The 26,535-nt window shown below is 72.1% G+C and carries 20 protein-coding genes and 3 pseudogenes; 14 read left to right on the top strand and 9 right to left on the bottom strand.

Annotated elements, in window-relative coordinates:
- Positions 1-264: 264 nt before the first annotated feature.
- The 3 genes and pseudogenes from AB0H64_RS25975 to AB0H64_RS25965 form a co-directional block, all read right to left on the bottom strand.
- Positions 265-408, bottom strand: a pseudogene (locus AB0H64_RS25975) (hypothetical protein); the annotation flags it as partial.
- 383 nt (positions 409-791) lie between these two features.
- Positions 792-2,120, bottom strand: a pseudogene (locus tag AB0H64_RS25970) (hypothetical protein); the annotation flags it as partial.
- Positions 2,120-4,225, bottom strand: a complete 2,106-nt coding sequence (locus tag AB0H64_RS25965; RefSeq protein ID WP_357629219.1) for a DUF6531 domain-containing protein — start codon at positions 4,223-4,225, stop codon at positions 2,120-2,122. The pseudogene AB0H64_RS25970 and the gene AB0H64_RS25965, both read right to left, overlap by 1 nt.
- Before the next feature lie 351 nt (positions 4,226-4,576).
- On the opposite strand from AB0H64_RS25965, the gene AB0H64_RS25960 reads away from it, so the two are divergent.
- Both AB0H64_RS25960 and AB0H64_RS25955 read left to right on the top strand, forming a co-directional pair.
- Complete coding sequence (locus AB0H64_RS25960) at positions 4,577-5,035, top strand: hypothetical protein (protein ID WP_357629217.1); 459 nt, start codon at positions 4,577-4,579, stop codon at positions 5,033-5,035.
- 91 nt (positions 5,036-5,126) lie between these two features.
- A complete protein-coding gene (locus tag AB0H64_RS25955) occupies positions 5,127-5,582 on the top strand; it encodes an SRPBCC domain-containing protein (protein ID WP_357629214.1) in 456 nt (151 codons plus the stop codon).
- 75 nt (positions 5,583-5,657) lie between these two features.
- Here the strand turns inward: AB0H64_RS25955 and AB0H64_RS25950 are convergent, their stop codons facing one another.
- From AB0H64_RS25950 to AB0H64_RS25940, 3 genes are all read right to left on the bottom strand, one after another.
- Positions 5,658-8,864, bottom strand: a complete 3,207-nt coding sequence (locus tag AB0H64_RS25950; protein ID WP_357629211.1) for a BTAD domain-containing putative transcriptional regulator — start codon at positions 8,862-8,864, stop codon at positions 5,658-5,660.
- 112 nt (positions 8,865-8,976) lie between these two features.
- Positions 8,977-9,333 (bottom strand): nucleotide pyrophosphohydrolase, encoded by a 357-nt coding sequence (locus AB0H64_RS25945; protein WP_357629210.1) that lies wholly within the window; start codon positions 9,331-9,333, stop codon positions 8,977-8,979.
- 47 nt (positions 9,334-9,380) lie between these two features.
- Entirely contained in the window at positions 9,381-9,845 is a 465-nt protein-coding gene (locus AB0H64_RS25940) for a DUF6789 family protein (protein WP_357629207.1), read from the bottom strand.
- A gap of 70 nt (positions 9,846-9,915) precedes the next feature.
- Here AB0H64_RS25940 and AB0H64_RS25935 point away from each other — a divergent pair, with 70 nt between their 5' ends.
- Together AB0H64_RS25935 and AB0H64_RS25930 are read left to right on the top strand one after the other, a co-directional pair.
- Entirely contained in the window at positions 9,916-10,572 is a 657-nt protein-coding gene (locus AB0H64_RS25935) for a serine/threonine-protein kinase (protein ID WP_357629204.1), read from the top strand.
- 774 nt (positions 10,573-11,346) lie between these two features.
- A complete protein-coding gene (locus tag AB0H64_RS25930; protein WP_357629202.1) occupies positions 11,347-11,640 on the top strand; it encodes a hypothetical protein in 294 nt (97 codons plus the stop codon).
- A gap of 31 nt (positions 11,641-11,671) precedes the next feature.
- Here AB0H64_RS25930 and AB0H64_RS25925 read toward each other — a convergent pair whose 3' ends face one another.
- Complete coding sequence (locus AB0H64_RS25925; protein WP_357629199.1) at positions 11,672-12,685, bottom strand: LacI family DNA-binding transcriptional regulator; 1,014 nt, start codon at positions 12,683-12,685, stop codon at positions 11,672-11,674.
- A gap of 140 nt (positions 12,686-12,825) precedes the next feature.
- Here AB0H64_RS25925 and AB0H64_RS25920 point away from each other — a divergent pair, with 140 nt between their 5' ends.
- From AB0H64_RS25920 to AB0H64_RS25905, 4 genes are all read left to right on the top strand, one after another.
- Positions 12,826-14,109 (top strand): extracellular solute-binding protein, encoded by a 1,284-nt coding sequence (locus AB0H64_RS25920; protein ID WP_357629197.1) that lies wholly within the window; start codon positions 12,826-12,828, stop codon positions 14,107-14,109.
- Between the two features lie 83 nt (positions 14,110-14,192).
- Entirely contained in the window at positions 14,193-15,068 is an 876-nt protein-coding gene (locus AB0H64_RS25915; RefSeq protein ID WP_357629195.1) for a sugar ABC transporter permease, read from the top strand.
- Positions 15,065-15,883, top strand: a complete 819-nt coding sequence (locus tag AB0H64_RS25910) for a carbohydrate ABC transporter permease (RefSeq protein ID WP_357629192.1) — start codon at positions 15,065-15,067, stop codon at positions 15,881-15,883. The genes AB0H64_RS25915 and AB0H64_RS25910 overlap by 4 nt, the downstream gene beginning before the upstream one ends.
- 2 nt (positions 15,884-15,885) lie before the next feature.
- Positions 15,886-17,250 carry a cellulase family glycosylhydrolase gene (locus AB0H64_RS25905; RefSeq protein WP_357629189.1) on the top strand — a complete coding sequence of 455 codons (1,365 nt, stop codon included), beginning with the start codon at positions 15,886-15,888 and terminating at the stop codon, positions 17,248-17,250.
- Here AB0H64_RS25905 and AB0H64_RS25900 read toward each other — a convergent pair.
- Entirely contained in the window at positions 17,247-17,882 is a 636-nt protein-coding gene (locus tag AB0H64_RS25900; protein WP_357629186.1) for a helix-turn-helix domain-containing protein, read from the bottom strand. The two genes, AB0H64_RS25905 and AB0H64_RS25900, sit on opposite strands and share 4 nt — an antisense overlap.
- A gap of 64 nt (positions 17,883-17,946) precedes the next feature.
- Between AB0H64_RS25900 and AB0H64_RS25895 the strand changes: the two genes are divergently transcribed.
- Together AB0H64_RS25895 and AB0H64_RS25890 are read left to right on the top strand one after the other, a co-directional pair.
- Positions 17,947-19,386 carry an MFS transporter gene (locus AB0H64_RS25895; RefSeq protein ID WP_357629184.1) on the top strand — a complete coding sequence of 480 codons (1,440 nt, stop codon included), beginning with the start codon at positions 17,947-17,949 and terminating at the stop codon, positions 19,384-19,386.
- A 20-nt stretch (positions 19,387-19,406) separates the two neighbouring features.
- A complete protein-coding gene (locus AB0H64_RS25890; RefSeq protein ID WP_357629181.1) occupies positions 19,407-20,009 on the top strand; it encodes a rhomboid family intramembrane serine protease in 603 nt (200 codons plus the stop codon).
- Here AB0H64_RS25890 and AB0H64_RS25885 read toward each other — a convergent pair.
- Positions 19,978-22,407, bottom strand: a complete 2,430-nt coding sequence (locus AB0H64_RS25885; RefSeq protein WP_357629178.1) for a lantibiotic dehydratase — start codon at positions 22,405-22,407, stop codon at positions 19,978-19,980. The two genes, AB0H64_RS25890 and AB0H64_RS25885, sit on opposite strands and share 32 nt — an antisense overlap.
- Before the next feature lie 238 nt (positions 22,408-22,645).
- On the opposite strand from AB0H64_RS25885, the gene efeU reads away from it, so the two are divergent.
- From efeU to AB0H64_RS25865, 4 genes and pseudogenes are all read left to right on the top strand, one after another.
- Entirely contained in the window at positions 22,646-23,497 is an 852-nt protein-coding gene (efeU, locus tag AB0H64_RS25880) for an iron uptake transporter permease EfeU (RefSeq protein ID WP_357629175.1), read from the top strand.
- A 15-nt stretch (positions 23,498-23,512) separates the two neighbouring features.
- On the top strand, positions 23,513-24,670 hold the full coding sequence (gene efeO, locus AB0H64_RS25875) for an iron uptake system protein EfeO (protein ID WP_357629173.1): 1,158 nt from the start codon (positions 23,513-23,515) through the stop codon (positions 24,668-24,670).
- A 23-nt stretch (positions 24,671-24,693) separates the two neighbouring features.
- Complete coding sequence (efeB, locus tag AB0H64_RS25870; protein ID WP_357629170.1) at positions 24,694-25,965, top strand: iron uptake transporter deferrochelatase/peroxidase subunit; 1,272 nt, start codon at positions 24,694-24,696, stop codon at positions 25,963-25,965.
- 434 nt (positions 25,966-26,399) lie between these two features.
- Positions 26,400-26,516: pseudogene (locus AB0H64_RS25865) on the top strand (twin-arginine translocation signal domain-containing protein); the annotation flags it as partial.
- Positions 26,517-26,535 lie beyond the last annotated feature (19 nt).

Genomic DNA, 26,535 nt, shown 5'->3' with positions numbered 1-26,535 from the left:
CACCTTGGTCAGAGCGCTCGCGTCGTTGTACTCGTACTTGGTGACGTACGTCGCATTGGTCGGCTTGCGCTCGACGGCCGTACTGGTGATCCGCCGCCCGAGGTCGTCGTACGTGGCCTCGCTACGGGCTCCAGTCGGGTCGATGGAGGCCAGTTCCTCGCCCAGCAGGTCGTAGTGCGAGACCCACTGGCCAGCGGGCTGGCCGGCGGCCGGCGGCGGGTCCGTGACCCGGACGGGGTTGTCCAGCGCGTCGTACTCGATCGTGGTGACCTGGCCGCGGGGGTTCGTCGTCTTGGTAAGGCGGCCGGCCTTGTCATGTCGTAGAGGGCCTTGGGAGTGACCGCAGTGCCGCCGGGCGGCGTGTACGGCATGCCCGTCACCGAGGTGAGCTGTCCGGCACGGTCGAATGCCGAGGTGGTGAGGCGGCCTTCGGCATCGACGACGTGCGTCCCCCGGCCGAGGGTGTCGTAACCGAAGCGCGTGGTCACCGGTTGCTGCCGCGCCTCCCCGGCCTTCTCCACCTTCACCGGCGGTGACTTCGCCTCGATCAGCTGACCGGCAACGTCGTAGCGGAGCGTCGAGATGAACGCGGCCGCGTCGGCTCCGGACGCGTTGCCTCGCGGATCGACCGCCTCCACGACCAGCCCGCGGTCGTCGACCTTCCAGGTGGTGGTCAGGTCCTGGCCGTCGTTCTTGACGGTCTGGCGGACCAGACGGTCTTCCTTGTCGTAGGCGTACTCGCTGGTCTCCACACGGGCGGTACCGGCCGCCGACTGCTTGACCGCGACGACATTGCCGTTCGCGTCGTACGTGTAGCCGGTCTTGCGCCCGAGCTTGTCCGGGTCCAGCGTCTGCGACGTGAGTCGTCCAGCGGCGTCGTAGACATAGTCGACGCGGACCTTGCCGCCGCCGGCGACCTGCCGGGTGAGGTTGCCGGCGGCGTCGTAGGTGTTGGTCTCCCTCACCACGTTCCTGGCGGTGGTGGAGCCGTTGAGCTTTGCGTTGGTGGCCGTGGTCTCCGACAGCAGGTCGTCGCGGTAATAGGTGTAGGAGGTCGTGCGCCCCATGGCGTCCACCTGCGTGGCGAGCCTGCCGCCATCGTCGTAGGAGAACGATTCGAGGGTGATCTCCTTGGCGGCGATCGGGGTTACCGGGCTGCCGGTCCAGTTCTTCAGGGTCCGGGAGGCCAGTTCTCCGCGCTTGGTGTAGGTGTAGCCGAAGATGGAGCCGACCTCGTCGGTCACCGTGACCTTGGCGCCCACCTCGTCCCAGGCGGTGCGGGTGACGCCGCCCTCGGGATCGGTGGCGCTCTCCTCGCGGCCGTAGGTGTCGTAGGTGTAGGCGAAGACCTGCTCCTGGTCGCCGCCGGTCAGGTCCTTGACGGTCTCCGAGAGGGTGTTGCTGTCCGGGTCGTACGCGTACGTGGTCTGCGCCGTGTGGGTGACGCCGGTGACCTCGTTCTTGACCCCTGGGCTGGTTTGGGTGGCCACCCGTCCCAGCAGGTCGTAGGTGTAGGTGGTCTTGGCGCCGTCCGGCTGGGCCTTCGAGATCTCGGTCTCGCTCGTCACACGTCCCAGGACGTCGGACTCGGAGGCGACGACCAGGCCCTCGGGCATGGTCTGTTCGGCGAGGTCACCCGCGGACGTGTAGCGGTAGCTCGCCGTGTTGCCCCGGGCGTCGGTGCGCGACTTCACCAGGCCCGCCGGTGTCGTGCCACCACGTACGGCCGGCTCGGTGCCGTCGGTGTAGGCGATCGTGGCCGAGCGGCCGTTGGGGAAGTCGGGCGTCGCCGGGGTGGTCTGCTTGGTCTGCTCGCCGTACTGGTTGTACTCGTAGGTGGTGGCGTAGGTGTTGTCGGTGGAGCTGCTGGAGCGGGCGTCACGTACCTTCAGGACGCGGTCGTTGCGCAGGTCGAACTTGTCATCCTTGTTGAGGTAGTACTCCGTGTACGTGGTCTGGCAGATGTCGTAGCTTCGGCAGGTCTCGGTGGAGAGCGTGTTGCCGCGCTCGTCGTTCTGCCACTCGGTCCCGTTGTTGTTGGGGTCGACCTGTTCGTACAGGTAGCCGCCGGTGTCGTAGTAGTACTTGGTCGTCTTGCCCAACTGGTCGGTCTTGGACATCAGCCGGTAGCCGCGCCAGGCATCGTGGACGGCGGTGATCTTCTCGTTCTTCGGGTCGGTGACCACGACCGTGGAGGTGCCGACGGCACGATCGATGGTGCGCTCGCCGAGCTGCCAGGTGCCGCCGTGCTGGTCGGTGTGGGTCTTGATCCGCTCGGTGGCGGGGTCGTAGGTGTTAACCGCCCAGATCCGGGGGTGGTCGTCTGGTGAAACGACGCGGAAAGCTTGCCGGCGGACGTCACCTGCAACATCGGGCCTGTTGCGTTGTCGTACAGGCTGTGCGCCCGCATGATCGTGCCGGTGGCGGTGGTCTTGAACCACAACTCCGCCGACGCCCACTTGCCCACCCTGGACATGAAGCCGTCCGGCAGGCTGATGTTGGCGCTGGTCGAGGGGGCGATGTCCACAGCCGTGTCAGCGGTGCCGGCCAGCGCTCCGGGCTTGCCCAAGGTGACCTTGTCGTCGTAGTGGGCGTCCTCCGCGCCCCAGCCCAGGTCCTTGCTGTGGTAGCCCTCGCTCTCGCCGAGCCGCCAGTAGCCGAGGGGGTCGGAGTCCAGGACCGTGCTGCGGTAGAGCGAGCCCGGACTGTGCTCGTACAGGGTGCAGCCGTCAGCGGGGTCGCACACCTTCTCCAGCACGTCGCCGTTGTAGGCATAGGTCCAGGTCAGCGGCTTGCCGTCCACCGGATCTGTGGAGACCGCGGTGACGTGCGCGCCGGTCCAGGTGAAGGTGAGCGAGCGCCCGCCCGGCGCGGTCACCTTGGCCAGCTTGCCGTCCGTCCCGTACGCCAGCTCCTGGACACGGCCACGGTTGTCGGTGACCTTCAGCAGCCTGCCACCGCTGTCGAACTGGTAGGAGGTGGAGGACTTGTCCATCAACCGCCAGCTGCCGTCCGCGTTCTTGGCCAGCGTGGCGTACATGCCGGGCGGCGGCTGGTAGCCGCCGTCACTCTTCTTGGCGAACCGCACCTGCCGGCCGTCCGGGTAGGTGGCCAGGGCAGCCTCACGGCCCGCCACGTTCTCCTGGACGATCCGCATGTCCCACCGGGTGGCCCAGCCCGCGCCGAAGGCGCCGTCACGCCGCGGGTCCATGCTGTTGAAGGACCGCACCACCGACAGCGGCGGCCCCGCGACCCCCACCTGCAGATCGGTGAAGGTGGTGGTGTAATTGCCGGACTGCTGGTTGAACTCCTGACCGTTGACGCCTCGTATCGACAGTTGGGAGGTGATGGTCGGCTGCCGAACTCCCACCACCAGCGTGTAGATGTCGGAGTAGGCGCTCTGACCGCCGATCGTCGAAGCGTCGCTGACCTGGACCCGCCACCAGTACTGACGACCCCACGCCAGTGTGCCCTCGGGGACCGTCCACGTGCTGGAGGGGTTGCAGCAGTCCGAGTGCGTGGTGCAACGGGACATCGACGGCGTTTCGCAGATCTCGAAATCCTGGCCGATCGAGCCGCCGTACCAGGTGGTCGCGGTGACCGACAGCGTCGGCTCGGTCGTCATCACCTGGATGCCGTTGTCAGGCGACATCGACGTCACAGTGGGAGGCGGCGGTTTGGGGCAGTCGCCGATCAGCATCCAGCCGGTCGGCTCCTCGTGCGGGGGAAATGTGTTCAGGCTCGCCGGGATGTTCTGGATGGCCTTCCAGATCCGCAGACCCGCCGCGACATACGTGCCATACGCCACGTACACGCCCCTCTGCCAGGGCGAATACGAACCGCACGGCGGATCGCAATGGTCGTACGGGCTGCAGTACTGGGCTGCGGCTACGCCGGCCTTCGTCGTCCCACTAGGACTGGGGGTTGCCTGGGGAGACGACGCCGTGCGCCGCACCCGCACCACCCCGGAACGTTCCTCCTGCGACAACGCCTTCTTCAGCGGCTTGGCCTTGCCCTTCGGCGTCCCCGGATCCGCAAGCGTGCGCGTCGCACTGGCCGGCGCCAGCGACGGCAATCCCGCGGCGGTCCCCCAGGACTGCTTCGGTGTCTCGGCCGAGCCCCCCGCGACCTGCGGCACTTCCACGGAGGCAGCCGCCACCACCGGTTGCGGATCGAGCCCCAGCAACCCTGGAAGCATCACGGCTAAAATCGTGATCACCAGCACTCGGGCACGACGATCCCAAGGCAGCAAGCGGCGCATACGCCGTCACACTCCGAACCACGTGGGGCGCCCCAGGGACGCCGGACGAAGCTCCACCCCGTCTGGGCCAGATGACAAGGTCCCTGACTCGCGTGGCTCGGAGCATGTTGCCAAACGGACGAAGCGTAACTTCCACCCGAAACAGCAACAAGATCGAATTGGGTCATACAAAGATCACGGATGGTGACTTACCGCTCTTGATGCCCCAACGGACTCATCCCAAAGTCCGACCGATCGCAGCGTCCATGAAACGGTTCGGATGCGACTGCCGAACGGGCTTCTGGTCCCCGCCCGTCCGGGACTACCTTCTGATCCATGACCCCACTGGAGCCACCAAGAGCCCCCTACCGCCCGCGCCGGACCCGGTCCCTGGGCGTGACGATGGTGGACGGCTGGAGTGTGAAGGTCGTCGGGATCACCGCCGGAGGCGGGCTGCCGGACGACTTCGAGGTGGAGGCCGCGCTGCGGGCCGTCGAGCAGGAGCTGCCCGAGGGGGGCGGGGTGGCGTTCGTGATCGTGGACCGGGGCACCGACGCGCTGTGGGCGAACGTGTGCTGGTGGCAGTCCGACATCCTGTTCCAGCGGCTGTGGCGGGCCGAGCCGGGCACGACCGACCTGCGCAGGCTGCCGCTCGACGCGCCCGTCGGCTGCGTCTGGCACCTGGTGGCCATCGAGCATGAACGGCGGGCCTGGGTGGAGCACGTGCTGGCCCGGCCGCAGGCCCCCGACGTCACCGGATACCTGGCGGCCGATCCCATGGTGGAAGCCGGCTGAACGGGTCTTAAGAACACCGGAAGAAGACCGTAAGGCCGCTCCGGCATCGTGGAACTCGTCAAGCGGACGACCACCGGAGAAAGGCACCACGATGACCACGCAGACCGCGCAGTACGAGATCACCCGAGTCCTCGACGCCCCCCGCGAGGCGGTGTTCGCCGCCTGGACCGAGCCGGAGCGCCTGTCCCGGTGGTTCGGGCCGCGCTCCTTCACCGCGCCGGTCGAGCGGATCGCCGTCGACCTCCGGCCCGGCGGCGTGTGGCAGGTGGTCCTGGTCGGCGAGGGCGGCTTCGAGGCCCCGCTCGGTGGCACCTACCGCGAGGTGGACGGCCCCGGCAGGCTGGTGTTCACCACCGGTGACCCGGACAACCCCGGCGACGGCCCCGCCTCCGTGGCCACGCTGGAGCTGACCGAGAAGGACGGCGGGACCGAGATGCGCTTCCACCAGTTCGGCGTCAACACCGACGAGGAGCACGCCCAGCAGGCCAAGGCCGGCTGGATGGAGTTCTTCGACCGTCTGGCCGAGCACGTGGCCACCCAGGCCTGACCGTCAGAGGCCGAGCACGTGGCCACCCAGGCGTGAGGGCCAGAGGCCGAGCACGTGGCCACCCAGGCGTGAGGGTCAGCGGGCGAGACCTGGTGCGTCGTCGAGCTTCAGGCGGCTGCCCTCCTCGTAGAGGGCCGCGAACTCCTCCGCCCCCAGCGCCTCCCGAACCCGCTCGGTGACCCGGTCGATCTCCTCCGTCTGTGACGGCGTCGCCGGTGTCCGGCCGGCCTCGTGGGCGGCGGCGGCCAGACCCAACAGGCGCGCGGCCCGGTCCGGCGAGCCGGACGCGGCCAGCGCGGCGGCGAGCGCCTCGACGGCGAGCGTGACACTGCTCGGGTCGCCGATCCTCTGGGCCGCGGCCAGCGCCTCCAGGTGCAGCTTCCGGGCCTCCTCGGCGTCGCCCTGCCGCTCGCGCAGGTATCCGAGCTCGACGAGCGTGGTGGGCAGGTGCAGCGCGGGCTCGGCGCCGGGGTGGCGGGGCACCCCTTCCAGCAGGTGGAGCAGGTGCCGCTCGGCCAGGTCGAACCGCCCGGCCCGGCGCGCGGCGAAGGCGAGGCCCATCTCGGCCATCACCTTGCCCTCCCGGAACCCCTGCTCGACCGACAGCCGCAGCGCCCGGCCGCACAGCTCCATCGCCCGCTCGTAGGCTCCGGCCTGCAGCGCCCCCCAGCCCAGCCAGGCCGTACGGCGGGCGGCCTCGTTCCACAGCCCGAGCTCCTCGGCCACCCGCAGCCCGTCCTCGAACAGCAGCCTGGCACCTTCGCCGTCGCCCCGCATCTCGGCCAGGCCGCCCAGCCACTCCAGGGCCTGGAGGCGTCCCCACTGGTCGCCGAGCTTGTCGAACAGCCGGACGCTCTCCTCGCTGTCGCGTTCGAGGGCGACCACGTCGCGCTGTGTGAAGGCGTCGCGGGCCCGCTTGCTGAGCGCCGTCGCGATGCCCCATTCGTCGCCGATGGCGCGGAACGTCGTCAGAGCGCCGCCCATCAGCTCCTGCGCCGTCGGAACGTCGGCCACGGCCATGCCGAGGAACAGCTCGGCCCTGGCCCGGTCGCGGGGGTCCTCGATGGCGGCGGTGTCCCAGGTCGCCTGGTCCCCCAGGATGAGGGCGAATCCGGCCCGCCAGGCAGCCGCCCTGGCCCGGCCGGGGACGTCGCCGTGGAGGGCGAGCGCCGTCTCAAGGGAGCGCCGGGCCTCACCGGGCCTGCCGCGCAGGTACCAGTACCAGCTCAGCGCGTTGACCAGGCGCAACGCGGTGCCGGCGTCGTGGCCGCGGGCCGCCGTCTCCAGTGCCGCGCGCAGGTTGGCCGCCTCCGCGTCGAGCCGTTGCAGCCACTCCCGCTGGTCGTGGCCGTACAGGGCGGGCTCGGCCTGCTCGGCCAGCGCCAGGTAGTGGCGGGCGTGCGCCCGCCGTACGGACTCCAGCTCGCCGGCGTCGGCCAGCCGGTCCAGGCAGTACTCGGCGACGGACTCCAGCAGCCGGTACCGGACGCCGGCCGCCCCCTCCACGACCACCACCAGCGACCGGTCCACCAACCGGGCCAGCAGGTCGAGGACGTCGAACTCCGCGAGCTCGTCGGTCCGGTCCCCGCCTGTCCCGCCGCCGGCGCAGACCTCCTGGGCCGCCTCCAGCGTGCAGCCGTCGGCGTGTACGGCCAGGCGGCGCAGCGCCACCCGTTCGGGCGCGGTCAGCAGCTCCCAGCTCCAGTCGATGACCGCGGTCAGCGTCTGCTGGCGGGGCTGGGCGCCGCGGTGCCCGGAGGCGAGCAGCCGGAACCGGTCGTCCAGCCGCGCCACCACCCCCTGCAGGCCGAGCGCCCGTACGCGGGTGGCGGCCAGCTCCAGCGCCAGCGGGATGCCGTCGAGCCGGCGGCAGAGCCGTACGACGGCCTCGGCGTTGCCCGCGTCGAGCGCGAAGCCGCGCGTGGCGGCGGCGGCGCGGGCGACGAACAGGCGGACGGCGTCGGACCGCTCGGCGGCGGCGAGGGCGGCGGCGGGCGAGGCGCCGAGGACGGCGTCGAAGGCGGTGAGGTCGGGCACGTCGAGCGGCGGCACGCTCCACAGCACCTCGCCGGGCAGGGACAGCGGCTCGCGGCTGGTGGCCAGCACGCGCAGCCCGGGCACGGCCCGCAGCAGCGCCTCGGCCACGTCGGCGACCCGGTCGACGACGTGCTCGCAGTTGTCCAGCACCAGCAGCGTCTCGCGGGTGCGCAGCGCCTCGGTGAGCCGGGCGGCGGGCGTCGCGCCGTCGGTGCCCTCGCGGATGCCGAGCGCCTCCATGACGGCCTCGGCGGGCGAGCCCGTGTCGCGGTCGAGGGAGGCCAGCTCCACCAGCCAGGCGCCGTCGGCGTACGCGCCGGCCAGGCGGTGGGCCACCTCCAGCGCGAGCCGGGTCTTGCCGACTCCGCCGGTGCCGGTCAGCGTGACCAGCCTGTCGTCCGCCAGCAGCGCGGCCACCTCGGCGATCGCGTCGTCGCGGCCGACGATCCTGCTGACGGGGGCGGGCAGGTTGGTGGGCGGGCGCTCGGTCACGGCGCTGAGCGCGGGGTCCTGCCCGAGGATCGCCTGATGCAGCTCGGCCAGCTCGGGTCCGGGGTCGAGGCCGAGCTCCTCGGCCAGCCGCTGGCGCAGCTCGGCGTAACTGGCCAGCGCCTCGCTCTGCCGTCCCGCGCGGTACAGGGCGCGCATGTGGACGGCGCGCAGCCGCTCCCTCAGCGGGTGGAGGGCGACGTGCTCACCCAGCTCGCCCGCGAGCAGGCCGTGCTCGCCCAGCTCCAGCCGCGCCTCGGCGTGCCGCTCCAGTGCCGCGAGCCGCTGCTCCTCCAGCCGGACGATCGCCGACCTGGTGAACTCCTCGTCGGCGAAGTCGGCGAACGCCGGTCCGCGCCAGAGCCCGAGCGCCTCCGACAGCAGCGCGGCCGTGGCGCGCGGTCCGTCGGCCGCCTCCGCCTGCGCGACCAGGCCGGTGAAGAGGGCGGCGTCCACGGCTCCGGGCCCGGCGCTCAGGAGGTAGCCGGGAGCGCGGGAGACGACGAGGTTCTTGGCGCCGGGCTCGGCGTCCTCCAGCGCCCGCCGGAGCTGGGAGACCCGCACCTGGAGCGCCCCTGCCGGGTTGCCCGGCGGCTCGCCGCTCCACAGGTCGTCGACCAGCCGGTCGGCCGACACCACGTGCCCCTCGTTGACGAGGAGATCGGCGAGGAGCGCCCGCACCTTCAGGCCGGGGATCGTCACGCTCTCCCCGGCGTCGGTCCAGACGGCCAGCGGGCCGAGCACTCCGAATCGCATGCCCGTCACCTTATGCGTGGCCTCAAACCGGCGAGAAAAGCGTGTCAGCTTCCCGGACGTGAGCGACCGAGCTCGCGGTTCCTCACCGCCGCGCGGGCCGGAGGAAGCCGGCTCAGGAGGGCAGCGGGGGCGCCTTCCTGGCGGAGCCGCGGTAGAGGCCGGGGTCGTAGCGGCGCTCGTTCTCCTCCAGCTTGGCGCCCGCCGCCTCCACCAGGTCGACCCCGAGGACGTCGGCCAGGCGCACCAGGTAGGCGGTCACGTCGCCCAGCTCGGAGCGGACCCGGTCGAGGGTGTCCGGGTCGAGGCCCGCCGACTCCGCCGGGGTGAGCCACTGGAACTCGGCCACCAGCTCGCCCACCTCGCCGGCCAGCGCCATCGCGAGGTTCTTGGGGGTGTGGAACTGCTCCCAGTCCCGGTCCTCGGCGAACGCGCGCAGCCGTGCGGCCAGCCGCTCCAACTCGGTGCTCACGTGCGCCGACCCTACCCGCCCCCACCTGCCCCGGCCACCGGCGGCCGTCAGGCCGCGCCGGTGCCGTGATCGGCGCGGTGGTCGAGGCGGTTGAGGGTGTTGGCCAGGGCCACGCCGTACACGACGTGCCCGGCGGCCATCACCGCCTGGCGGCCCGGCCGGTCGCGGTGCAGCGGCGGCATCGTGCCCAGCTTGGGCACCCATCCGGCGTAGCTGGCCACCCAGATCGCCAGGCCGTACGCGATGCCGAGCGGCACCCGGGCGCGACGGCCGCGGGCGAGCGCGCCGAACAGCGCCCCGGACCCCACCCCGAACCCGAAGTGGGCCAGGGCGCCGAGCACGCCCTCCCCCGGCTTGCTCCTGTGCCGGTGGCCGGGCAGGATCGCGCGGACGATGCGCTTGGGCGGCTGGTCCCCCATCAGGCCGGCCCGCTCGCCCGCCACCATGACCGTGCTCATCGCCGCCGTGGCCAGGGCTCCTCCGACGGCTCCGTTCACCAGGTTTCGCAGCATGTCGTACCGGCTGCCCCGGTAGCCGACCAGAAAACTCGGACGCCTGGCCGCACGCGCTACGCTTCCGCGCGTGTCGGAATTATCCGTCCCCGGGTACGAGATCCGGGGCGTGCTGGGGCAGGGCGGCTTCGGCGTCGTCTACCAGGCCCTCCAGTCGGCCGTGGGCAGGGAGGTCGCCCTCAAGGTCGACAACCGGGTCCTGCTCTCCGACCGGGACCGGCGCCGCTTCATGCGTGAGGTCACCGCCGCCGGCGCGCTGTCCGGCCATCCGCACGTGGTGCCCGTCTACGACGCCGGTCTGCTGCCCGACGCCCGGCCGTACATGGTGCTGGAGCTGTGCCCCGGCGGGTCGCTCAAGGGGCGGCGGCTCACCCCGGCGGACGCCCGCGACACCGGCGTCCGCATCGCCGACGCGCTGGCCGCCGCGCACGCCCAGGGCGTGCTGCACCGCGACGTCAAGCCCGCCAACATCCTGCTCAACCGGTACGGCCAGGTCGCGCTGTCCGACTTCGGGCTGGCCACGATGCCGGCCTCCGGCCCCGCGTCGGGCCTTGACGCCTCGGTCACCCGCGAGTCGCTGACGCCCGCCTATGCCCCGCCTGAGGCGTTCGAGCTGGCCGGGCCCACCCCCGCCGTGACGTCTACTCGCTCGCGGCGACCGTCTACGCGCTCATGTCGGGCCGCCCGCCGCGCTTCCCGGAGAGCGGCGTGCCGCACCTGGCGGTGATCCTTGCCCTGCACCGTCTGCCGGTGCCGGACCTGCCGGGGGTGCCGCCGGAGCTCACGGCGGTCTTGAGACGGGCGCTGGCGTCGGACCCGCGCGAGCGCACCCCGGACGCGGCCACCTTCCGCGACGAGCTCGCCGCCGTCCCCCTCGCCGCCGCCCCCTTCGGCCCGGCTCCCGTCGGCTCCGCCCCTATCGGCTCCGCCCCCATCGGCTCCGTCCCCATCGGCACGGGGCCCCCGAGGTCCGCCCACGTCCCGGCCGCTCCTCACGGCCCGGCCCACAGGACGAACGAGCCCGCGTACGGGCCCCGCGATCCCGAGCCGTACGGACCCGGTCCCGGACCGGCGCACGCGGCGGACGACGGAACGGGCCCCCGGCGGCGGCGCGGCGGCCGGGAGGCCGACACCGAGGCGCGCACCCGGCTCGGCGTCTCCAGACTGCTCCTGGCCCTCGTGACCGTCCTCGCGGTCGTCTCCGCGACCGCCGTCGGCGTGGTGGTCCACGACCGCGTCACCGGCCGGCCGTCCGACCGGCAGGCCGGCGCCCCGTCCGGCCCACCAGGAACCGGCCCGTCCGGGACCGATCCGTCCGGGACCGGGCCCACCGGAACGGCTCCGGCGACCGGGCCCCCCGCCAAGGGCCCGCTCAGCGGCCTGGACACCTACACCGAGGGCTGCCCGGCGGCGGCAGCGGCGGCCGGCGCGGCGTGCGTGAAGGAGGCCGAGTGCTGGGGCGGCCTCGTCATCATCGCGGGCGACACCACGGCCCGGGCGGGTGGGCTGCGAGGAGACGCACTCCTGGGAGACGTACGCGGTGGCGCCGATCCCGGACGACTCCATGACGTACGACCAGCACGACCTGGCCAAGCACCCGACGGTGAAGCGGGTGTGCTCCTCTCGGGTGATGCTGGCCACGCGCAACGCCGCCGCCAGGCGCGCCGGGCGGAAGCTGGAGTCGGAGGTGATGCCGCCGTCGGCGGCCCAGTTCACGGCGGGGGCGCGCTTCTACCGGTGTGTGGGCGGCGTGACGGGCGCGGAGACGAGGCGAGCCCTGTTCCTCCAGCCCTGACCGGTTCCTCCAGCCCGACCGGTCCCTCCGGTCAGGGGCGAAGGGGGGCGGTGCTCTCGCGGACGACCAGCTCCGTGGCCAGCTCCACGCGCCGCGACTCCGGCACCTCGCCGCGCCCCATCCCGAGCACCGTGCGGGTGGCCAGGGCGGCCATCTCCTGCAACGGCTGCCGGACGGTGGTCAGCGGCGGCCAGGCCGAGCGGGCGAGCGGCAGGTCGTCGAAGCCGACCACGCTCAGGTCCTCCGGCACCCGCAGCCCGCGCTGCCGGGCGGCCTCGAAGACGCCGAACGCCTGCAGGTCGCTGCCCGCGAAGATGGCCGTGGGCGGGTCGTCGAGGGACAGCAGGGCGTGGCCGTTGTCGTGGCCCGAGTCGACGAGGAAGGTGCCGCGCCGGATCAGCTCAGGCGCGACCGGCACACCGGCGGTCTCCAGGGCGGCGCGGTAGCCGTCGATGCGGGCCTGGCTGCACAGCATGTCGGCGGGACCGCTGATCATGGCGATGCGGCGATGGCCCAGCTCGACCAGGTGGCGGGTGGCGGCGAGTCCTCCGTTCCAGTTGGTGGCGCCGACGGAGACGACGCCGGGCGCCGGCTCGCCCTCGGGGTCGACGACGACGAACGGCAGCGAGCGGGCGCGGAGCTGGTCCTGCACGCCGGCCGACAGGCGTGAGGCGACGATGACGACGCCGTCGGTGCGGCGCCCGGCCAGGCGCTCCATCCAGTCGCGCCCCGGTCCGGCGTGGGTGTGCAGGACGGAGATGACGACGCTGGACCCGGCCTCGTGGGCGGCGCTCTCGGCGCCACGGACGATCTCCATGGCCCAAGGTGACTCGATCTCGGCGAAGACGAGGTCCACGAGCCCGGCGTGGGTGTCGCCGGCGCTGGCGCGCCGCTGGTAGCCGTGCTGCTGGAGCAGCCGCTCGACGCGGGAGCGGGTCGCGGGAGCGACCTCGGGACGGCCGTTGATGACCTTGGAGACCGTGGGGATGGACACCCCGGCCTCCTCGGCTATCACGGCGATCGTCACCCGTCTCTTCGCTGACATGGTCGGAAGTGTACCGAAACTTTCGGCACCGCGATGCTTTCCTTGCTGCTATTGACGCGTAACAGGCCGTTTACCTATGCTCCGGGCAACGAAATTATCGGGGGGTTTCACGAAACTTTCGGCGTGAGGAGAGAACCCCTATGAGACGTGGTTTCCTGCTGATCGCGACGGCCGTTCTCGTCACCGGCTGCGGTGGCGGCGGTGGCGGCGCCGCCCAGCCGCAGAAGAGCCAGGCGGGCTCCCCCGCCAAGGTGACGCTGGAGCTGTGGCACCTGTCGACCACCGAACCGATGAAGACGATCATGGCTGAGCGGGCCAAGCAGTTCGAGGCCGCGCACCCCAACGTCACCATCAAGGCCACCGTCCTCGAGAACGAGGCGTACAAATCCAAGATCACCACGCTCACCCAGTCCGGAAAGGCGCCCGACGTGTTCGCCACGTGGGGCGGCGGGGTGCTCAAGCAGCAGATCGAGGCGGACCTGGTCAAGGACATCTCCGCCGACGTCGCCCCGATCCTCGGCGGCTTCACCAAGGCGTCGCTGGCGGCCTACCAGTTCGACGGCAAGACGTACGGCCTGCCGACCGACATCGGCATGGTCGGCTTCTGGTACAACAAGAAGCTCTTCGCCAAGGCCGGCATCCAGCAGCCGCCCGCCACCTGGGCCGAGCTCCTCGACGACGTCAGGAAGCTCAAGGCGGCCGGCACCACCCCGATCGCGCTGGCCGGCAAGGAGAAGTGGCCGGGCCACTACTACTGGGCCTATCTCGCCATGCGCATCGGCGGCGTGCCGGCCATGCAGCAGGCCGCGGTCGACAAGAACTTCAACACCCCCGACTTCGTGGCCGCCGGCCAGCAGCTCAAGGCGCTGGCCGACCTGCAGCCGTTCCAGAAGGGCTTCCTCGGGGCCGGCTACTCCACGCCCGACGGCCAGTCCGCGTCCGTCTCCAACGGCAAGGCCGCCATGGAGCTGATGGGCCAGTGGGCGCCGGCCGTGCAGAAGTCGTCCGGCAAGGGTCTCGGCGACGACCTCGGCTTCTTCCCCTTCCCGGCGGTCGACGGCGGCAAGGGCGCGGTGACCGACGCGTTCGGCGGTGGCGGCGGCCTGGCCGTGGGCGCGGACGCCCCGCCGGAGGCGCTGGAGTTCGTCAAGTTCTTCGACGAGAAGGCCAACCACAGCAATGCCGTCGAGAGGGGCGGCGTGCTGCCCGTGCTCCAGGGTGAGGAGAGCGCCGTCAAGGACCCGAACCTCAAGGTCGTCGCCGAGTCCCTGGCGAGCGCGACCGGCTTCCAGCTCTACCTCGACCAGGCGTACCCGCCCGCGGTGGGCGCGGAGGTGAACGACAGCGTGGCCCAGCTCATCGGCGGCACCAAGACGCCGCAGCAGGTCGCCGAGGCCGTCACGGAAGTGGCCAAGAGCGAATGACGACGCTGACGCGAGGAACGCAGGCGCCCGCGCTCCCGGCCCGCGCCCGGCCACCCGGGCGCCCACGCCGGCCCTGGGGGACGATGACGCTGTTCCTCCTGCCCGCCCTCGCGCTGTTCCTGCTGCTGGTGGTGGCGCCGATCGCGGTCGCGCTGTACGCCAGCGTGTTCAAGTGGAACGGCTTCGGCGGCCTGCCCACGAACTTCGTCGGCCTGGACAACTTCACCCGGCTGTTCGGCACGGAGGTCTTCCGGCAGGACGTGTGGCACCTGGTCCTGCTCGTCCTCCTGTCGTTGTGCGTACAGCTCCCGTTCTCGCTGGCCATCGCCATGCTGCTGCACCAGCGCGTCCGCGGCCGGGCCGTCTACCGGCTGGTGTTCTTCGCGCCGTACGTGCTGTCCGAGGTCATCACGGGCGTGCTGTTCTCGCTCCTGCTCTCGCCCGACGCGGGCCTGGCCAACCAGGTCCTCGGCGTGGTCGGGCTGGACTCGGAGTGGCTGGCCGACACGGGCACCGTCATACCGTCGCTGTTCCTCGTCATGGTGTGGAAGTACTTCGGCTTCCACATGATGATCTACCTGGCCGGGCGGCAGAACATCCCGGACGAGCTGATCGAGGCCGCGCAGATCGACGGCGCCACGCCGTGGAGGGTGTTCCGCCACGTCACGCTGCCGCTGCTCGGCCCGACGATCCGGATCAGCGTGTTCCTGTCGGTCATCTACACGATCCAGCTCTTCGACCTGGTGTGGATCCTCACCGAGGGCGGCCCCTCGCACGCCTCGGAGACCATGGCGGTCACGATGATGGAGTTCGGCTTCGGCCGCAACCAGGTGGGCTACGCCAGCGCGATCAGCGTGGTGATGTTCGGCCTGAGCCTCGTCTTCGCGCTGTTCTACCAGCGGTTCGTGATGCGCCGCGACCTGGAGGGCGCGACGACGTCGATGGGAGACCACCGGTGAGACGCAACACCCTTCCCCTGCACGCCGTCGCCTGGATCGTGGGCGCGTTCATCCTCGTGCCGGTCGTGTACGCGCTGCTCGGCGGCTTCAAGAGCACCGACCAGCTCTCCACGAACGCCTTCGGCCTGCCCGACCCGTGGGTGGTCGGCAACTACACCGACGTGCTCGGCTCGGGCTCGTTCTGGCGGCAGCTCTGGAACAGCACGTTCATCGCGGTGGCGACGACCGTGATCGTGGTGCTGCTGTCGGCGATGGCGGCCTACGTCTTCGCCCGCTTCGCCTTCCGGGGCCGGGAGCTGCTGTTCACGGTCTTCACGGTGGGGCTGATGTTCCCGTTCGCCGTGGCCATCCTGCCCATCTTCGTGCTGCTGCGCACGTTCGGGCTGATCGACAACCCGCTCGGGGTGATCCTGACGCAGGCCGCCTTCGGGCTGCCGCTGACGATCATCATCCTGCGCGGCTTCTTCCGCAGCATCCCCGGCGAGGTCGAGGAGGCCGCCACCATCGACGGCTGCACGCCGTTCGGGTTCTTCTGGCGCATCCTGGTGCCGATGGCGCGCCCCGCGCTCGCCACCGTCTCGGTGCTGGCCATCGTCGGGAGCTGGAACAGCTTCATGCTGCCGCTGGTGGTCTTCAGCGACGAGTCGGCGTGGACGCTGCCGCTGGGCGTGCAGCAGTTCCAGGGCCAGTACGCCTCGGACACCGCGCGGGTGCTCGCCTACCTGGTGCTGGCCATGCTGCCGGCGCTGGGCTTCTACGCCGTCGCCGAGCGGCACCTCATCGGCGGACTGACCGCGGGCGCGACGAAAGGGTGACCATGCTGCATGTGTCCGGAACACGGCTCCTGACCTCCGACGGCACGCCGGTGCGGCTGCGCGGCGTGGGCCTCGGGGGCTGGCTCAACATGGAGAACTTCATCACCGGCTACCCCGCCAACGAGTCGTCGATGCGGCTGGCCGTGCGCGAGGTGCTGGGCGAGGATCGGGCGGCGCTGTTCTTCGAGCGGCTGCTCGGCTCGTTCTTCACCGAGGACGACGCGGCGCTGCTGGCGGGCCTGGGCATGAACTGCGTGCGCATCCCGGTCAACTACCGGCACTTCGAGTCCGACGACCGGCCGTTCGAGATCATCGAGGACGGTTTCCGGCACCTGGACCGGGTGATCGACGCGCTGGGCGCGCACGGCCTCTACAGCGTGATCGACCTGCACGCCCTGCCCGGCTCGCAGAACCAGCACTGGCACTCCGACAACGCCACGCACGTCGCGGCGCTGTGGCAGCACCGGCACTTCCAGGACCGGGTCGTGCACCTGTGGGAGGCGATCGCCGACCACTACCGCGACCATCCCTGGGTGGCGGGCTACAACCCGGTCAACGAGCCGGGCGACCCGTCGGGCAAGGTCGTCGGGCCGTTCTACGACCGGCTGGTGAAGGCGCTGCGCGCCGCCGACCCGCGCCACGTGCTGTTCCTCGACGGCAACACCTACGCCACGGACTTCACGGTCTTCCGTGAGATGTACGAGAACACGGTGTTCGTCTGCCACGACTACGCCCTGGCCGGATTCGCCCACGGCGGGCCGTACCCGGGGTACACGCGCGGCGAGTGGTGTGACCGGGGCGAGTTGGAGCGGACCTTCGAGCGGCGCTCGCGGTTCCAGCGGGAGACGGGGACGCCGCTGTGGGTGGGCGAGTTCGGGCCCGTCTACACCGGCGACCCCGAAACGGACCGGCAGCGCTACCAGATCCTGCGGGACCAGCTGGAGATCTACGACGGGTACGACGCCGGCTGGTCGCTGTGGACGTACAAGGACGTGGGCCTGCAGGGTCTGGTCTGCGCCCGCGGGCCGTACCTGGAGCGGTTCGGCCCGTTCATCGACAAGAAGCGGCGGCTGGGCGCCGACCGGTGGGGCTCGACCATGGAGGAGACAGCCGCCGAGCTGGCGCCGCTGCACCGGCTCATCGAGGAGGAGGCCCCCGGCTGGAACCCCTACCCGTGGAGTGCCCGGTACCAGACCGACGACCTCATCAGGCACATCCTCATCGCGCAGGCCCTGCTGCCGGAGTACGCCGAGTTGTTCAGGGGCCTCGGCGACGACGAGCTGGTGGCGCTGGCCGACTCGTTCCTGCTGGAGCGGTGCGACCGGCGCGAGCCGCTGCTCGGCCTGCTGGCGGACAGCCTCCGCTAGGGGCCGCCGCAGTAGTCGCCGAGCCCCTTCTCCAGCAGGTCGAAGGCCCGCTCGGCGTCGGCCGACGCGTCGGGGTGGACCGCGTCGGCCGGCTCGCCGGCGAACAGGCGGCGCAGGTTCTCGGCGACGAGGGCGGCGCGCGTGTAGATGATCTGCGCCGCCGCCACGCGGGCCGTCACGTCGTCGCGCCCGGACTGGGCGGCCAGCTCACGCTCCAGCAGCTCCTGGGCACGCTGGTGGAAGGCGAACGCCCTGACCTGCAACGCCGGGGTGGTCTGGATGAGCCGCATGACGGCGAGGACGTGCGGCGCGTCGTTGAGCCCCACCGAGGCGTCCCGCTGGGCGAGGCGGTCGAGGTAGTCGCGGCGTAGCGCGGCCACGGCCGTCTCGCCGGGGGCGCGCTCGCGCACGACGCGGGCGGCGTCGTCCACGTGCGCCTCCATCGGCGAAAGGACGATGTCCTCCTTCGTCGCGAAGTAGTTGAAGACCGTCTTCCTCGACACCTGGACCGCCGCGGCGATCTCCGCCACCGACACGTCGTCGAAGTCGCGCTCCACGAACATCCGGATCGCCGCTTCCCAGATCTCGCGCTGGGTCTGCAGCTTCTTCGTCTCCCGCAACCCGAGTCCCATGGGAGCTAATACTACACCAAGATAAAATGTTGTCTCAGTGTAAATTTTCTCTTAGAGTACGAGCATGACCGACACCCAGCTCGGAGTGGCCAAGCTGCTCTGCCTGCTCACGATCGTCGTGGCCGTCCTCGACCAGAACATCGTCTCCTCCGCGATCGTCCCGATCGTCCGCGAGCTCGACCCCGCCGGCGGCCTCGACCACGTCGCCTGGCTCGTCACCGCGTTCGCCCTGGGCGCCACCGCCGTGCTCCCCCTGTACGGCCGGCTGTGCGACGCGCTCGGCGCCAAGCAGGTCTTCCTCGGAGCGGTGGCCACGTTCGCCACCGGCTCGCTGCTGTGCGGGCTCGCGCAGAGCATGGGCCAGCTCATCGCCTTCCGCGCGGTGCAGGGCATCGGCGCGGGCGGCCTCATGAGCGTGACCATGGTGGTGATGGCCCACCTGCGCAGGCCCGGTGACAAGGGCGGCCCCGGGGCCGCCGCCGGTCTGGTCGCGGGCATCGGCTTCGCGGTCGGCCCGCTGATCGGCGGCCTGTTCGCCGACCACGGGAACTGGCGGCTGGCCTTCCTCGTCAACCTCCCGATCACCGCGCTCATCATCGCGGGGGCCCTGTGGGCCGTCCGCATCCCCCGGCACGCCGTCAGGGGCACCATCGACGTCGCGGGCGCCGCGCTCGCCGCCGCCTTCGCCTGCTCCCTGCTGCTGTTCTGTGACTGGGGCGGCACCGAGTACGCCTGGAACTCGCCGATGATCCTCGGCCTGGGCGCCGCCGCGATCGTGTCGCTCGCGCTGTTCCTCCTGCGGCAGGCCACCGCCGAGCACCCCGTTCTGCCGCTGAGCCTCTTCCGCGTCAGTGCCCTGCGCGGCGCCTTCCTCGTGCAGGCGCTGTGCAGCGTCGCCATGGTCGGCACCATGATCTACCTGATGCTCTACCTCCAGGTGGCGCGGGGCGTGAGCGCCACCGGAGCCGCCGGCTACCTCGTCTTCATGGCGCTCGGGCTGACCGCCTCCGGCTTCCTCGGCCGCGACGCCTCCGTCCGCGCCTCCCTCGTCGCCGGCACGGGGGCCACGGCGATCGCCCTGGCCTGGCTCGCGTTCCTGCGCCCGGACACCTCGCTGTGGCTGGTGCGGGGCGCTCTCCTGCTGGTCGGGCTCGGCTTCGGGCAGCTCCTCGGCAAGCTCATCGTGTTCGTCCAGCAGCAGGCGCCGGCCGCCCAGCTCGGCGTGGCCACCACCGGCATCCGCTGGTTCCAGAACCTCGGCATGGCCGTCGGCTCCGCCGTCCTCGGCTCGCTGCTGGCCCGCGTGCTCGCCGCCAGGACCGGCGGGCTGGACGTCTCCGGCGTCGCCACCCACCCGGCGGCCGTGGGGCCGTTCGTCTCGTCGCTCGGCGTGGTGTTCGCGGTGGCCGCCGCCGTCATGACCGTCGCCCTCGTCTGCGCCGCTATGCTGCGCACGGCCGGTCGGCAGCCCGAGCCGCAGAACGAGCTCGCCCCCGTCGCCTGACCGTCCCGCATGGAGAACCAGTGGTGAACCGCTCCCTGCCCCGAACCCCCGGCGCCCGTCCCGTCCTCACCTGGGCCGTCTTCGTCGTCACCGCCCTCACCACCGCGGCCGGATACCTCGTCCCCGGCTTCGCCCAGGCCCTCGCCCGCTCCAACGCCTTCTTTCACGGCGAGTGGTGGCGCCTGATCACGCCGATCCTCGTCAACCCCGAGGGCTGGCACCAGGTCGTCTTCAACGGGGTGATGCTGCTCGTCGCCGGCATCGCCGCCGAGCGCACGTTCGGCCGGGCCCGTTGGGCGGCCCTGTACCTGGCCGGCGGCCTGGCCGGCAACGCCGTCGGCTACGTGACCAGCCATTACAGCGCGGGCAGCTCGGTCGCCGTCGCCGGGTTGGCCGGGGGCCTGGCCGCGTGGGCGCTGAGCGGCCGCGCCGGCCTCCCCGTCCCCCCGCGGATCGCGGCGGGCGCGTTGCTCACGGGCGGCGCCGCGCTCGCGCTCCTGGGCGACAACCACGGCGCTCCCCTGCTGGCCGACGCCCTGCTCGGGACGGTGTTCGTGCGCACGATGCGCGACGTGCCGTCCCTGGCGGACGTCAGCCGGAGACGGCCAGCGCGTACTCCGTGACCCGCCTGCCGTGCGCCCCGTAGGAAGGGGCGTCCGCCGGGTCCGGCAGGGCCTCCTCCAGCACCACGTTCCCGTCCTTGCCGGCCGCCGAGCGGGCCATCGCCAGCAGCAGGAAATGGTCGGTGACGTCCACGTAGAACGGCCTGCGGGCCGCGCGCCGCCCCGAGCCGAAGCGGACGAAGAACCGCCGCGGGATCCCGTGCCGCTCCAGCCAGCGTGCCGTCCTCAGCACGAACGCCGCGTCGCTCTCCCCCTCGTACGGCACGGGCAGCTCGGCGACCGGCATCCGCCAGCCGGCCCGCGCCAGCACCACCCGGCCGAGCTGGAGCCGCGGCCTGGCCTGCACCTCGTCGACGGCCGCGGCCGAGCGCCACGGCACCGGCGTCAGCCCTACCGGCTCGCCGAACACCCGAACCAGGAACGACCAGGCCGGCGGCAGCGCGCGCGGCGCCGACATGCCGAGATGGGCGGGCCGCACCGGCTCGCCGGCCGCGCCGGTCAGCACCAGGAGCAGCGTGCCGGGGTCGTACGAGACGCGCAGGTCCGTCAGCGACAGCTCCGCGCCGTCCGTGACGGTGAACGGGTAGTCGACGCCCATGGCCGAGGCGGGCCGCAGGTTCAGGTGGTTGCCGAAGCTGCCCAGGCACTCGGCCACCGGCTGCCGCGTCCCGTCGGGGACGCTCACGCCCGCGCGGGCGAGCAGGTGGCGGGTCCTGCCGGCGCCCCGGCCGTAGCCGGTGGTGACCGTGCTCAGTACGAACTCCGGGCCCTCCGTCAGGTGGCCGTAGCAGGTGATGGAGCCGGGCGGCCGGACGTAGGCGGGCCAGGACACCGCCATCTTCTCCACGATGTCCGGGTCGGCGACCAGCACGCCCCGCTCGTCGGGCGGCGAGGCGTACAGGGCGTCCCAGGTGTCGCGCCGCAGGCGGGCCACCCGGCGTCCCGGTGAGCCGCCGGGTGGGCCGGTCCGGTCCAGCAGCGCCCGCAGGTCCGCGCAGGCGGCGGGGGCGTCGCGGTAGAAGGCCAGGAACGGCACCGAGGCCTCCGCGCCGTGGCGCTCCACGAAGTGCTCGGCGGCGGTGAGCTTGACCGGAAGGTCGGGGTCGAACACGGCGGCCAAGCGGCGCACGGCGTCCAGGTCGCGCAGCACCGGCTGCCAGGCCGCCCGCCCGCACACGGCCGGCGGCGCCGTCGACACAGCCGTCTCCAGGCGGACGCCGCGCTCGCCGAGCCCCACCGTGTCGCCGAGCCGGGCGAGCAGCCAGCCGGCCACGGGCCTGATGCGCTCGCCGTACGTCGCCTCGACGGCCTCGCGCAGCGCGTTGGGCAGCCACGGCCGGTCCGGCGAGTCGCCGGGCAGGACCCCCTCCACCCAGGCGGCGAGGTCGGCGAACGGGTCCAGCGCCTGGTCCGCGAACGGCCGCTGCCGCTCCAGGAGCCCCAGGTCGAGGAGCCGCTTCACCACGCCCGGCTCGGCGACGGCGCGCTCCAGCGCCCCGACGGTCGGCTCGGGCGTGGCGCGCACCCAGGCCAGTGCCCCGGCCACGGCCGGCTCGGCCAGGATCGCGACAGGCGCCGGGGCCTCACCCCGCTCGTGGAACGGGCCACCGGCCGACCGGCCGCCCCCGCCCTCGTCCCCGGCTCCCGGCCCGGCTCCGAGGAACCACAGCCGGCCGTCCTCCTGCCACAGGCTGGGGTTGACCCGTACGCGCACGGCCTCGCGCAGCCCCGGCCGCTCGGCCAGCGCCGCCCAGACGCGGCGCACCGTCCCGAGGTCCACCTCGGGCACGGCGCTCCAGCGCAGCTCGTCGGCCGGGGCCAGGGCCGGTCCGGTGTCCGCCCACCGGCCCAGCCCGCTGATCGTGAACGCGGCGTGCGGGCTGGCCGTGGAAGCGGCGCGGGCCACGTTCCTGGCCAGGCGTGCCAGCCTGGGCCGTCTCGGCACCGCGCCGGGCCGGGCCAGCCAGCTCTCCATCGTGGCCGACAGGCCGGGGCTGGAGCAGGCCAGCCCGCGCAGGAACGCGTCGTCGCCGCCCAGGGAGCGCAGCGCGTCGGCCCGGTCGGCCAGCTCGGCCGCCAGCGCCTCGGCCAGCGCCCCCGGCGCCTCGTCGGCCCAGCCGTCGCCGTCGTCGCCCTCCTCGACCGGCGCGCCGTAGGGGTCGCGGCCGAACCTGTGTCCCCCCGCGCCGTACGGGCCGCCGTCCGGCTCGTCGTCCTGGTCCTCGTCGTCCGGCTCGACGCCGGGCTCGCCGTGGTGACCGCGTCCCGCCTCGGCGTGGTCCTCCGCGAGGATCTCGTCCACCAGCGCCCAGGTGCGTGTGAACCGCAACTCCTCCAGCCCGTCGGCCGGCAGTCCCGCCACCCGAACGCCGAAGGCGTCACCCATCTGATCGTCCATCGCGATCCCCCTGTACGGACTCCTGGGGCCACCTTCCTCGGCCCGGCGGGTCCGGCGGCAACGCGCGCACCGTGGCTTTACCGGTTGGACGCGGCGAAATGGGCCGCCGCAGACGTTCCCGTTCCGACCTGCGGTGGGGCACGAAAGGGAGGGGCGTGTCGGTCGACCCGCTTGCATTGGGTAGGCTCCACCTGCCCTAATTTAGGTAAGCCTTTCCTACGCCGCTGCGGGAGTGACCGTGTTCGCCAGTTACCTGATCGGACTGCGCGAGGGACTGGAAGCGACGCTCGTCGTCTCGGTCCTCATCGCGTTCCTCGTCAAGAGCGACCGTAGGGACCGGCTCCCGCACGTGTGGGCGGGCGTCGGCTGCGCCGTCGCGCTGTCCGTGGGCTTCGGGGCGCTGCTCACCTTCACCGCCGCCAACCTCGGCCACACCGGCCAGGAGCTCTTCGACGCGATCACGTCCCTGCTGGCCGTGGTGTTCGTCACCTGGATGATCTTCTGGATGCGCCGCACCGCCCGCGCGCTCTCCGGCGAGCTGCGGGGCAAGCTCACAGACGCCCTGCAGATGGGCTCCCTGGCCGTCGTCGTCATGGCGTTCCTCGCCGTCGCGCGTGAAGGGCTGGAGACGGCGCTGCTGTTCTTCGCCTCCGTCCAGGGCGCCACCGCCACCGCCGCTCCGCTGACCGGCATCAGCCTGGGCCTGCTCACCTCCGTGCTGATCGGCTGGGGCCTCTACCGCAGTGCCCTGCGGATCAACCTCACCAAGTTCTTCACCTGGACGGGGCTGCTGCTCATCCTCGTCGCCGCCGGCATCTTCAAGTACGGCGTGCACGACCTGCAGGAGGCGGCCATCCTGCCGGGGCTCAACACCTACGCCTTCGACGTCAGCGCGGTCGTCCCCGCCGACTCCTGGTACGGTGCGCTGCTCGCCGGGACGCTCAACCTCACGCCGCAGCCCAGCGTGCTCGAGGCCCTCGCCTGGGTGCTGTACCTCGTGCCCACGCTCTTCCTCTTCCTGCGCCCGCAGCGCACCAAGACGACACCGACCACGACATCCACGACCCCGGCCACCCGGCCGTCCGCCTGACCGTTGAGGAGCACCATGCGCATCCGCACCCCCCTCGCCCGGCGCGGCCTGGCCCCGGCCGCCGGCGCGCTGGCCCTGCTCTGCCTGGCCGCCTGCGGCTCCGGCGAGCAGGCGACCACCGGCCCGGCCGCCGCCGGCAAGCCCGGGAAGATCACCGTGGCCGCGTCCGACACCGAGTGCAAGGTGGCGGCCTCCGAGGTGACGGCCGGCACCAGCACGTTCGCGATCACCAACGGCGGGAGCAAGGTCACCGAGTTCTACGTGTACGCGCCGGGTGACCGCGTCATGGCCGAGGTGGAGAACATCGTGCCCGGCCTGACCCGCGAGGTGGTCGCCGAGCTGCCGGCCGGCACGTACGAGGCGACCTGCAAGCCCGGCATGGTCGGCAAGGGCATCCGCAACCCGCTGAAGGTGACGGGCGAGCACAAGCCACTCAACAAGGACGCCAAGCTGGCCGCCGCGACCGCCGAGTACAAGAGGTACGTCAAGTCGCAGAGCGACACGCTGCTGGTCAAGACGCAGGAGTTCGTGGACGCGGTCAAGGCCGGCGACGTCGCCAAGGCCAAGGAGCTCTACCCGGTGTCCCGTACGTACTGGGAGCGGATCGAGCCGGTGGCGGAGATCTTCGGCGACCTCGACCCCGCCATCGACGCCCGCGAGGCCGACCTCGCCGACGGCGAGGAGTGGACCGGCTTCCACCGCATCGAGAAGGACCTGTGGGTGACCAAGGACGTCAGCAAGGACGGCCCCGTCGCCGACAAGCTGATCGCCGACGTCAAGACCATCGTCGCCAAGGCCAACGCGACGGAGCTGACCCCGCTCAACCTCGCCAACGGCGCCAAGGAGCTGCTCGACGAGGTCGCCACCGGCAAGATCACCGGCGAGGAGGACATCTGGTCGCACACCGACCTGTGGGACTTCGACGCCAACGTCGAGGGCTCCAAGGCGGCCGTGCAGGCGCTCCGGCCGGTGCTGGAGGAGCGGGCGCCGGACCTGGTCAAGACGCTCGACGAGAGGTTCGCGGCGGCCGAGGCGGCGCTGGCCGTCCACCAGAAGGGCGACGGCTGGGAGCTGCACGACAAGCTGTCCAAGGCCGACCTGAAGAAGCTGTCGGACGCGATCAACGCCCTCGGGGAGCCGATCAGCCAGATCGCCCCCATCGTGGCGAAGTGACTACCGGGCGGGGAGGAGTGACGGTGGACGAGCACGGTGACCACAGGGGCGGCGGCGCGGGCGGACTGAGTCGCAGGAAGCTCTTCGGGCTCGGCGCGGCGGGGGTGGCGGTCGTGGGGGCGGGCGCCGTCACCACGCGCTCGCTGCTCGACGAGCCGGTGGCCCAGGCGGCCTCCACCTCCGACCCCGTCCCCTTCTACGGCGAGCACCAGGCCGGTATCGTCACCCAGGCCCAGGACCGGCTGCACTTCGTCGCCTTCGACGTGATCACCGACAAGCGGGCCGAGCTGGTCGAGCTGCTCCAGGAGTGGACCGCCGCGGCGGCCCGCCTGACGCAGGGCAAGGACGCGGGCACGTTCGGCGCCGTCGGCGGCTCCCCGGAGGCCGCGCCGGACGACACCGGCGAGGCGCTCGGCCTGCCCGCCTCCGGGCTGACGCTGACGATCGGGTTCGGGCCGTCGCTGTTCGACGACCGGTTCGGGCTGGCGGCCAAGCGGCCCGCGGCGCTGGCCGACCTGCCCAAGTTCCCCGGCGAGCACCTCGTCCCGGAGATCTCCGGCGGCGACATCTGCGTGCAGGCGTGTGCCCACGACCCGCAGGTGGCGGTCCACGCCATCCGCAACCTGGCCCGGATCGGGTTCGGCAAGGTGTCGGTGAAGTGGTCGCAGCTCGGCTTCGGCCGCACGTCGTCCACCTCGCGGGCCCAGGCCACGCCGCGCAACCTCATGGGCTTCAAGGACGGCACCAACAACATGAAGCTGGAGGACGCCCAGCTCCTGCGCGACCACCTGTGGGCGTCGGGCTCCGACTGGATGGCCGGCGGCACGTACATGGTGACCCGCAAGATCCGGATGACCATCGAGACGTGGGACCGCACCTCCCTGGCCGAGCAGGAGACCATCTTCGGCCGCGACAAGGGGGCGGGGGCGCCGCTGGGCGGGAAGGCCGAGTTCGACACGCTCGACTTCAACGCCAAGGGGCCCGACGGCCAGCCGTACATCAAGGCGGACGCCCACGTCCGGCTCGCCCACCCCAGCCACAACGCCAACGCCCACCTGCTGCGGCGCGGCTACAACTACGTGGACGGCTCCGACGGCCTGGGCCGGCTGGACGCCGGCCTGTTCTTCATCGCCTACCAGCGCGACCCGCGCACCCAGTTCGTGCCCGTCCAGATGAACCTGGCCAGGCACGACGCACTGAACGAGTACATCAAGCACGTGTCGAGCGGGCTGTTCGCCTGCCCGCCGGGGGTCCGGGACGCGGGCGACTACTGGGGCCGCACCCTGTTCGCCTGACCGTTCTGGGGGCCTGAAAGACCTCTTCACCGACCAGGGCCCCAGTCTTCCTTCGGAGGACCTGGGCCTACATGTGCCTACCGTGAGAAGCCCGGCCACCATGACCGGTAATAACCCATGAGCGGCGTACAGGACCCGCGTGACGCTGATCGCCCATCCCATCGGTGGTCAGCCGGGAGCCAGCGACGCGCGACGAGGGGGCGCCGCGGCGTCCGTACGGCCGGCCGCTGCTGGTGTGCGGGGTCGGCATGATGGCCGGCCCGGTGATCGGGATGCTCGACGCCCGCCGTGAGAGAGCGGGGGGCAGGGCGGGGCTCCGGGCGAGTCCCTGATCACCGGCTTCTCCAGAGCGCCCCGAGCGCCTGCACGGCCGATCCAAGGGGGCGGAGCCGGGTTTATACGGAGTGAACACATCGCTGGATGCAATACCTCCCATGATTCGACCCCGAACATCCTCGTCCACGCCGAGCACCCCTGAGAACATCGATCGACGTAAGTTCCTGCGGCGAGCGGGCCTGGCCGCGGGAGCTGCCGCGCTGGCTCCGCACCTGGGCCCCCCGGAAAGCGCGC

The sequence above is a fragment of the Nonomuraea sp. NPDC050733 genome (genome assembly GCF_040654215.1).
Classification (GTDB): Bacteria; Actinomycetota; Actinomycetes; order Streptosporangiales; family Streptosporangiaceae; genus Nonomuraea.
Note: the sequence above shows the minus strand (reverse complement) of the source record. Positions and strands in the feature narration are given on the sequence as shown.

Bases quoted from the DNA above. Each gene is read 5' to 3' on its own strand.
- AB0H64_RS25960 (WP_357629217.1), top strand. From the start codon at position 4,577: ATGACCCCACTGGAGCCACCAAGAGCCCCCTACCGCCCGCGCCGGACC.
- AB0H64_RS25955 (WP_357629214.1), top strand. From the start codon at position 5,127: ATGACCACGCAGACCGCGCAGTACGAGATCACCCGAGTCCTCGACGCC.
- AB0H64_RS25950 (WP_357629211.1), bottom strand. From the start codon at position 8,864: ATGCGATTCGGAGTGCTCGGCCCGCTGGCCGTCTGGACCGACGCCGGG.
- AB0H64_RS25940 (WP_357629207.1), bottom strand. From the start codon at position 9,845: ATGCTGCGAAACCTGGTGAACGGAGCCGTCGGAGGAGCCCTGGCCACG.
- AB0H64_RS25925 (WP_357629199.1), bottom strand. From the start codon at position 12,685: ATGTCAGCGAAGAGACGGGTGACGATCGCCGTGATAGCCGAGGAGGCC.
- AB0H64_RS25920 (WP_357629197.1), top strand. From the start codon at position 12,826: ATGAGACGTGGTTTCCTGCTGATCGCGACGGCCGTTCTCGTCACCGGC.
- AB0H64_RS25915 (WP_357629195.1), top strand. From the start codon at position 14,193: ATGACGCTGTTCCTCCTGCCCGCCCTCGCGCTGTTCCTGCTGCTGGTG.
- AB0H64_RS25905 (WP_357629189.1), top strand. From the start codon at position 15,886: ATGCTGCATGTGTCCGGAACACGGCTCCTGACCTCCGACGGCACGCCG.
- AB0H64_RS25900 (WP_357629186.1), bottom strand. From the start codon at position 17,882: ATGGGACTCGGGTTGCGGGAGACGAAGAAGCTGCAGACCCAGCGCGAG.
- AB0H64_RS25895 (WP_357629184.1), top strand. From the start codon at position 17,947: ATGACCGACACCCAGCTCGGAGTGGCCAAGCTGCTCTGCCTGCTCACG.
- AB0H64_RS25885 (WP_357629178.1), bottom strand. From the start codon at position 22,407: ATGGACGATCAGATGGGTGACGCCTTCGGCGTTCGGGTGGCGGGACTG.
- efeO (WP_357629173.1), top strand. From the start codon at position 23,513: ATGCGCATCCGCACCCCCCTCGCCCGGCGCGGCCTGGCCCCGGCCGCC.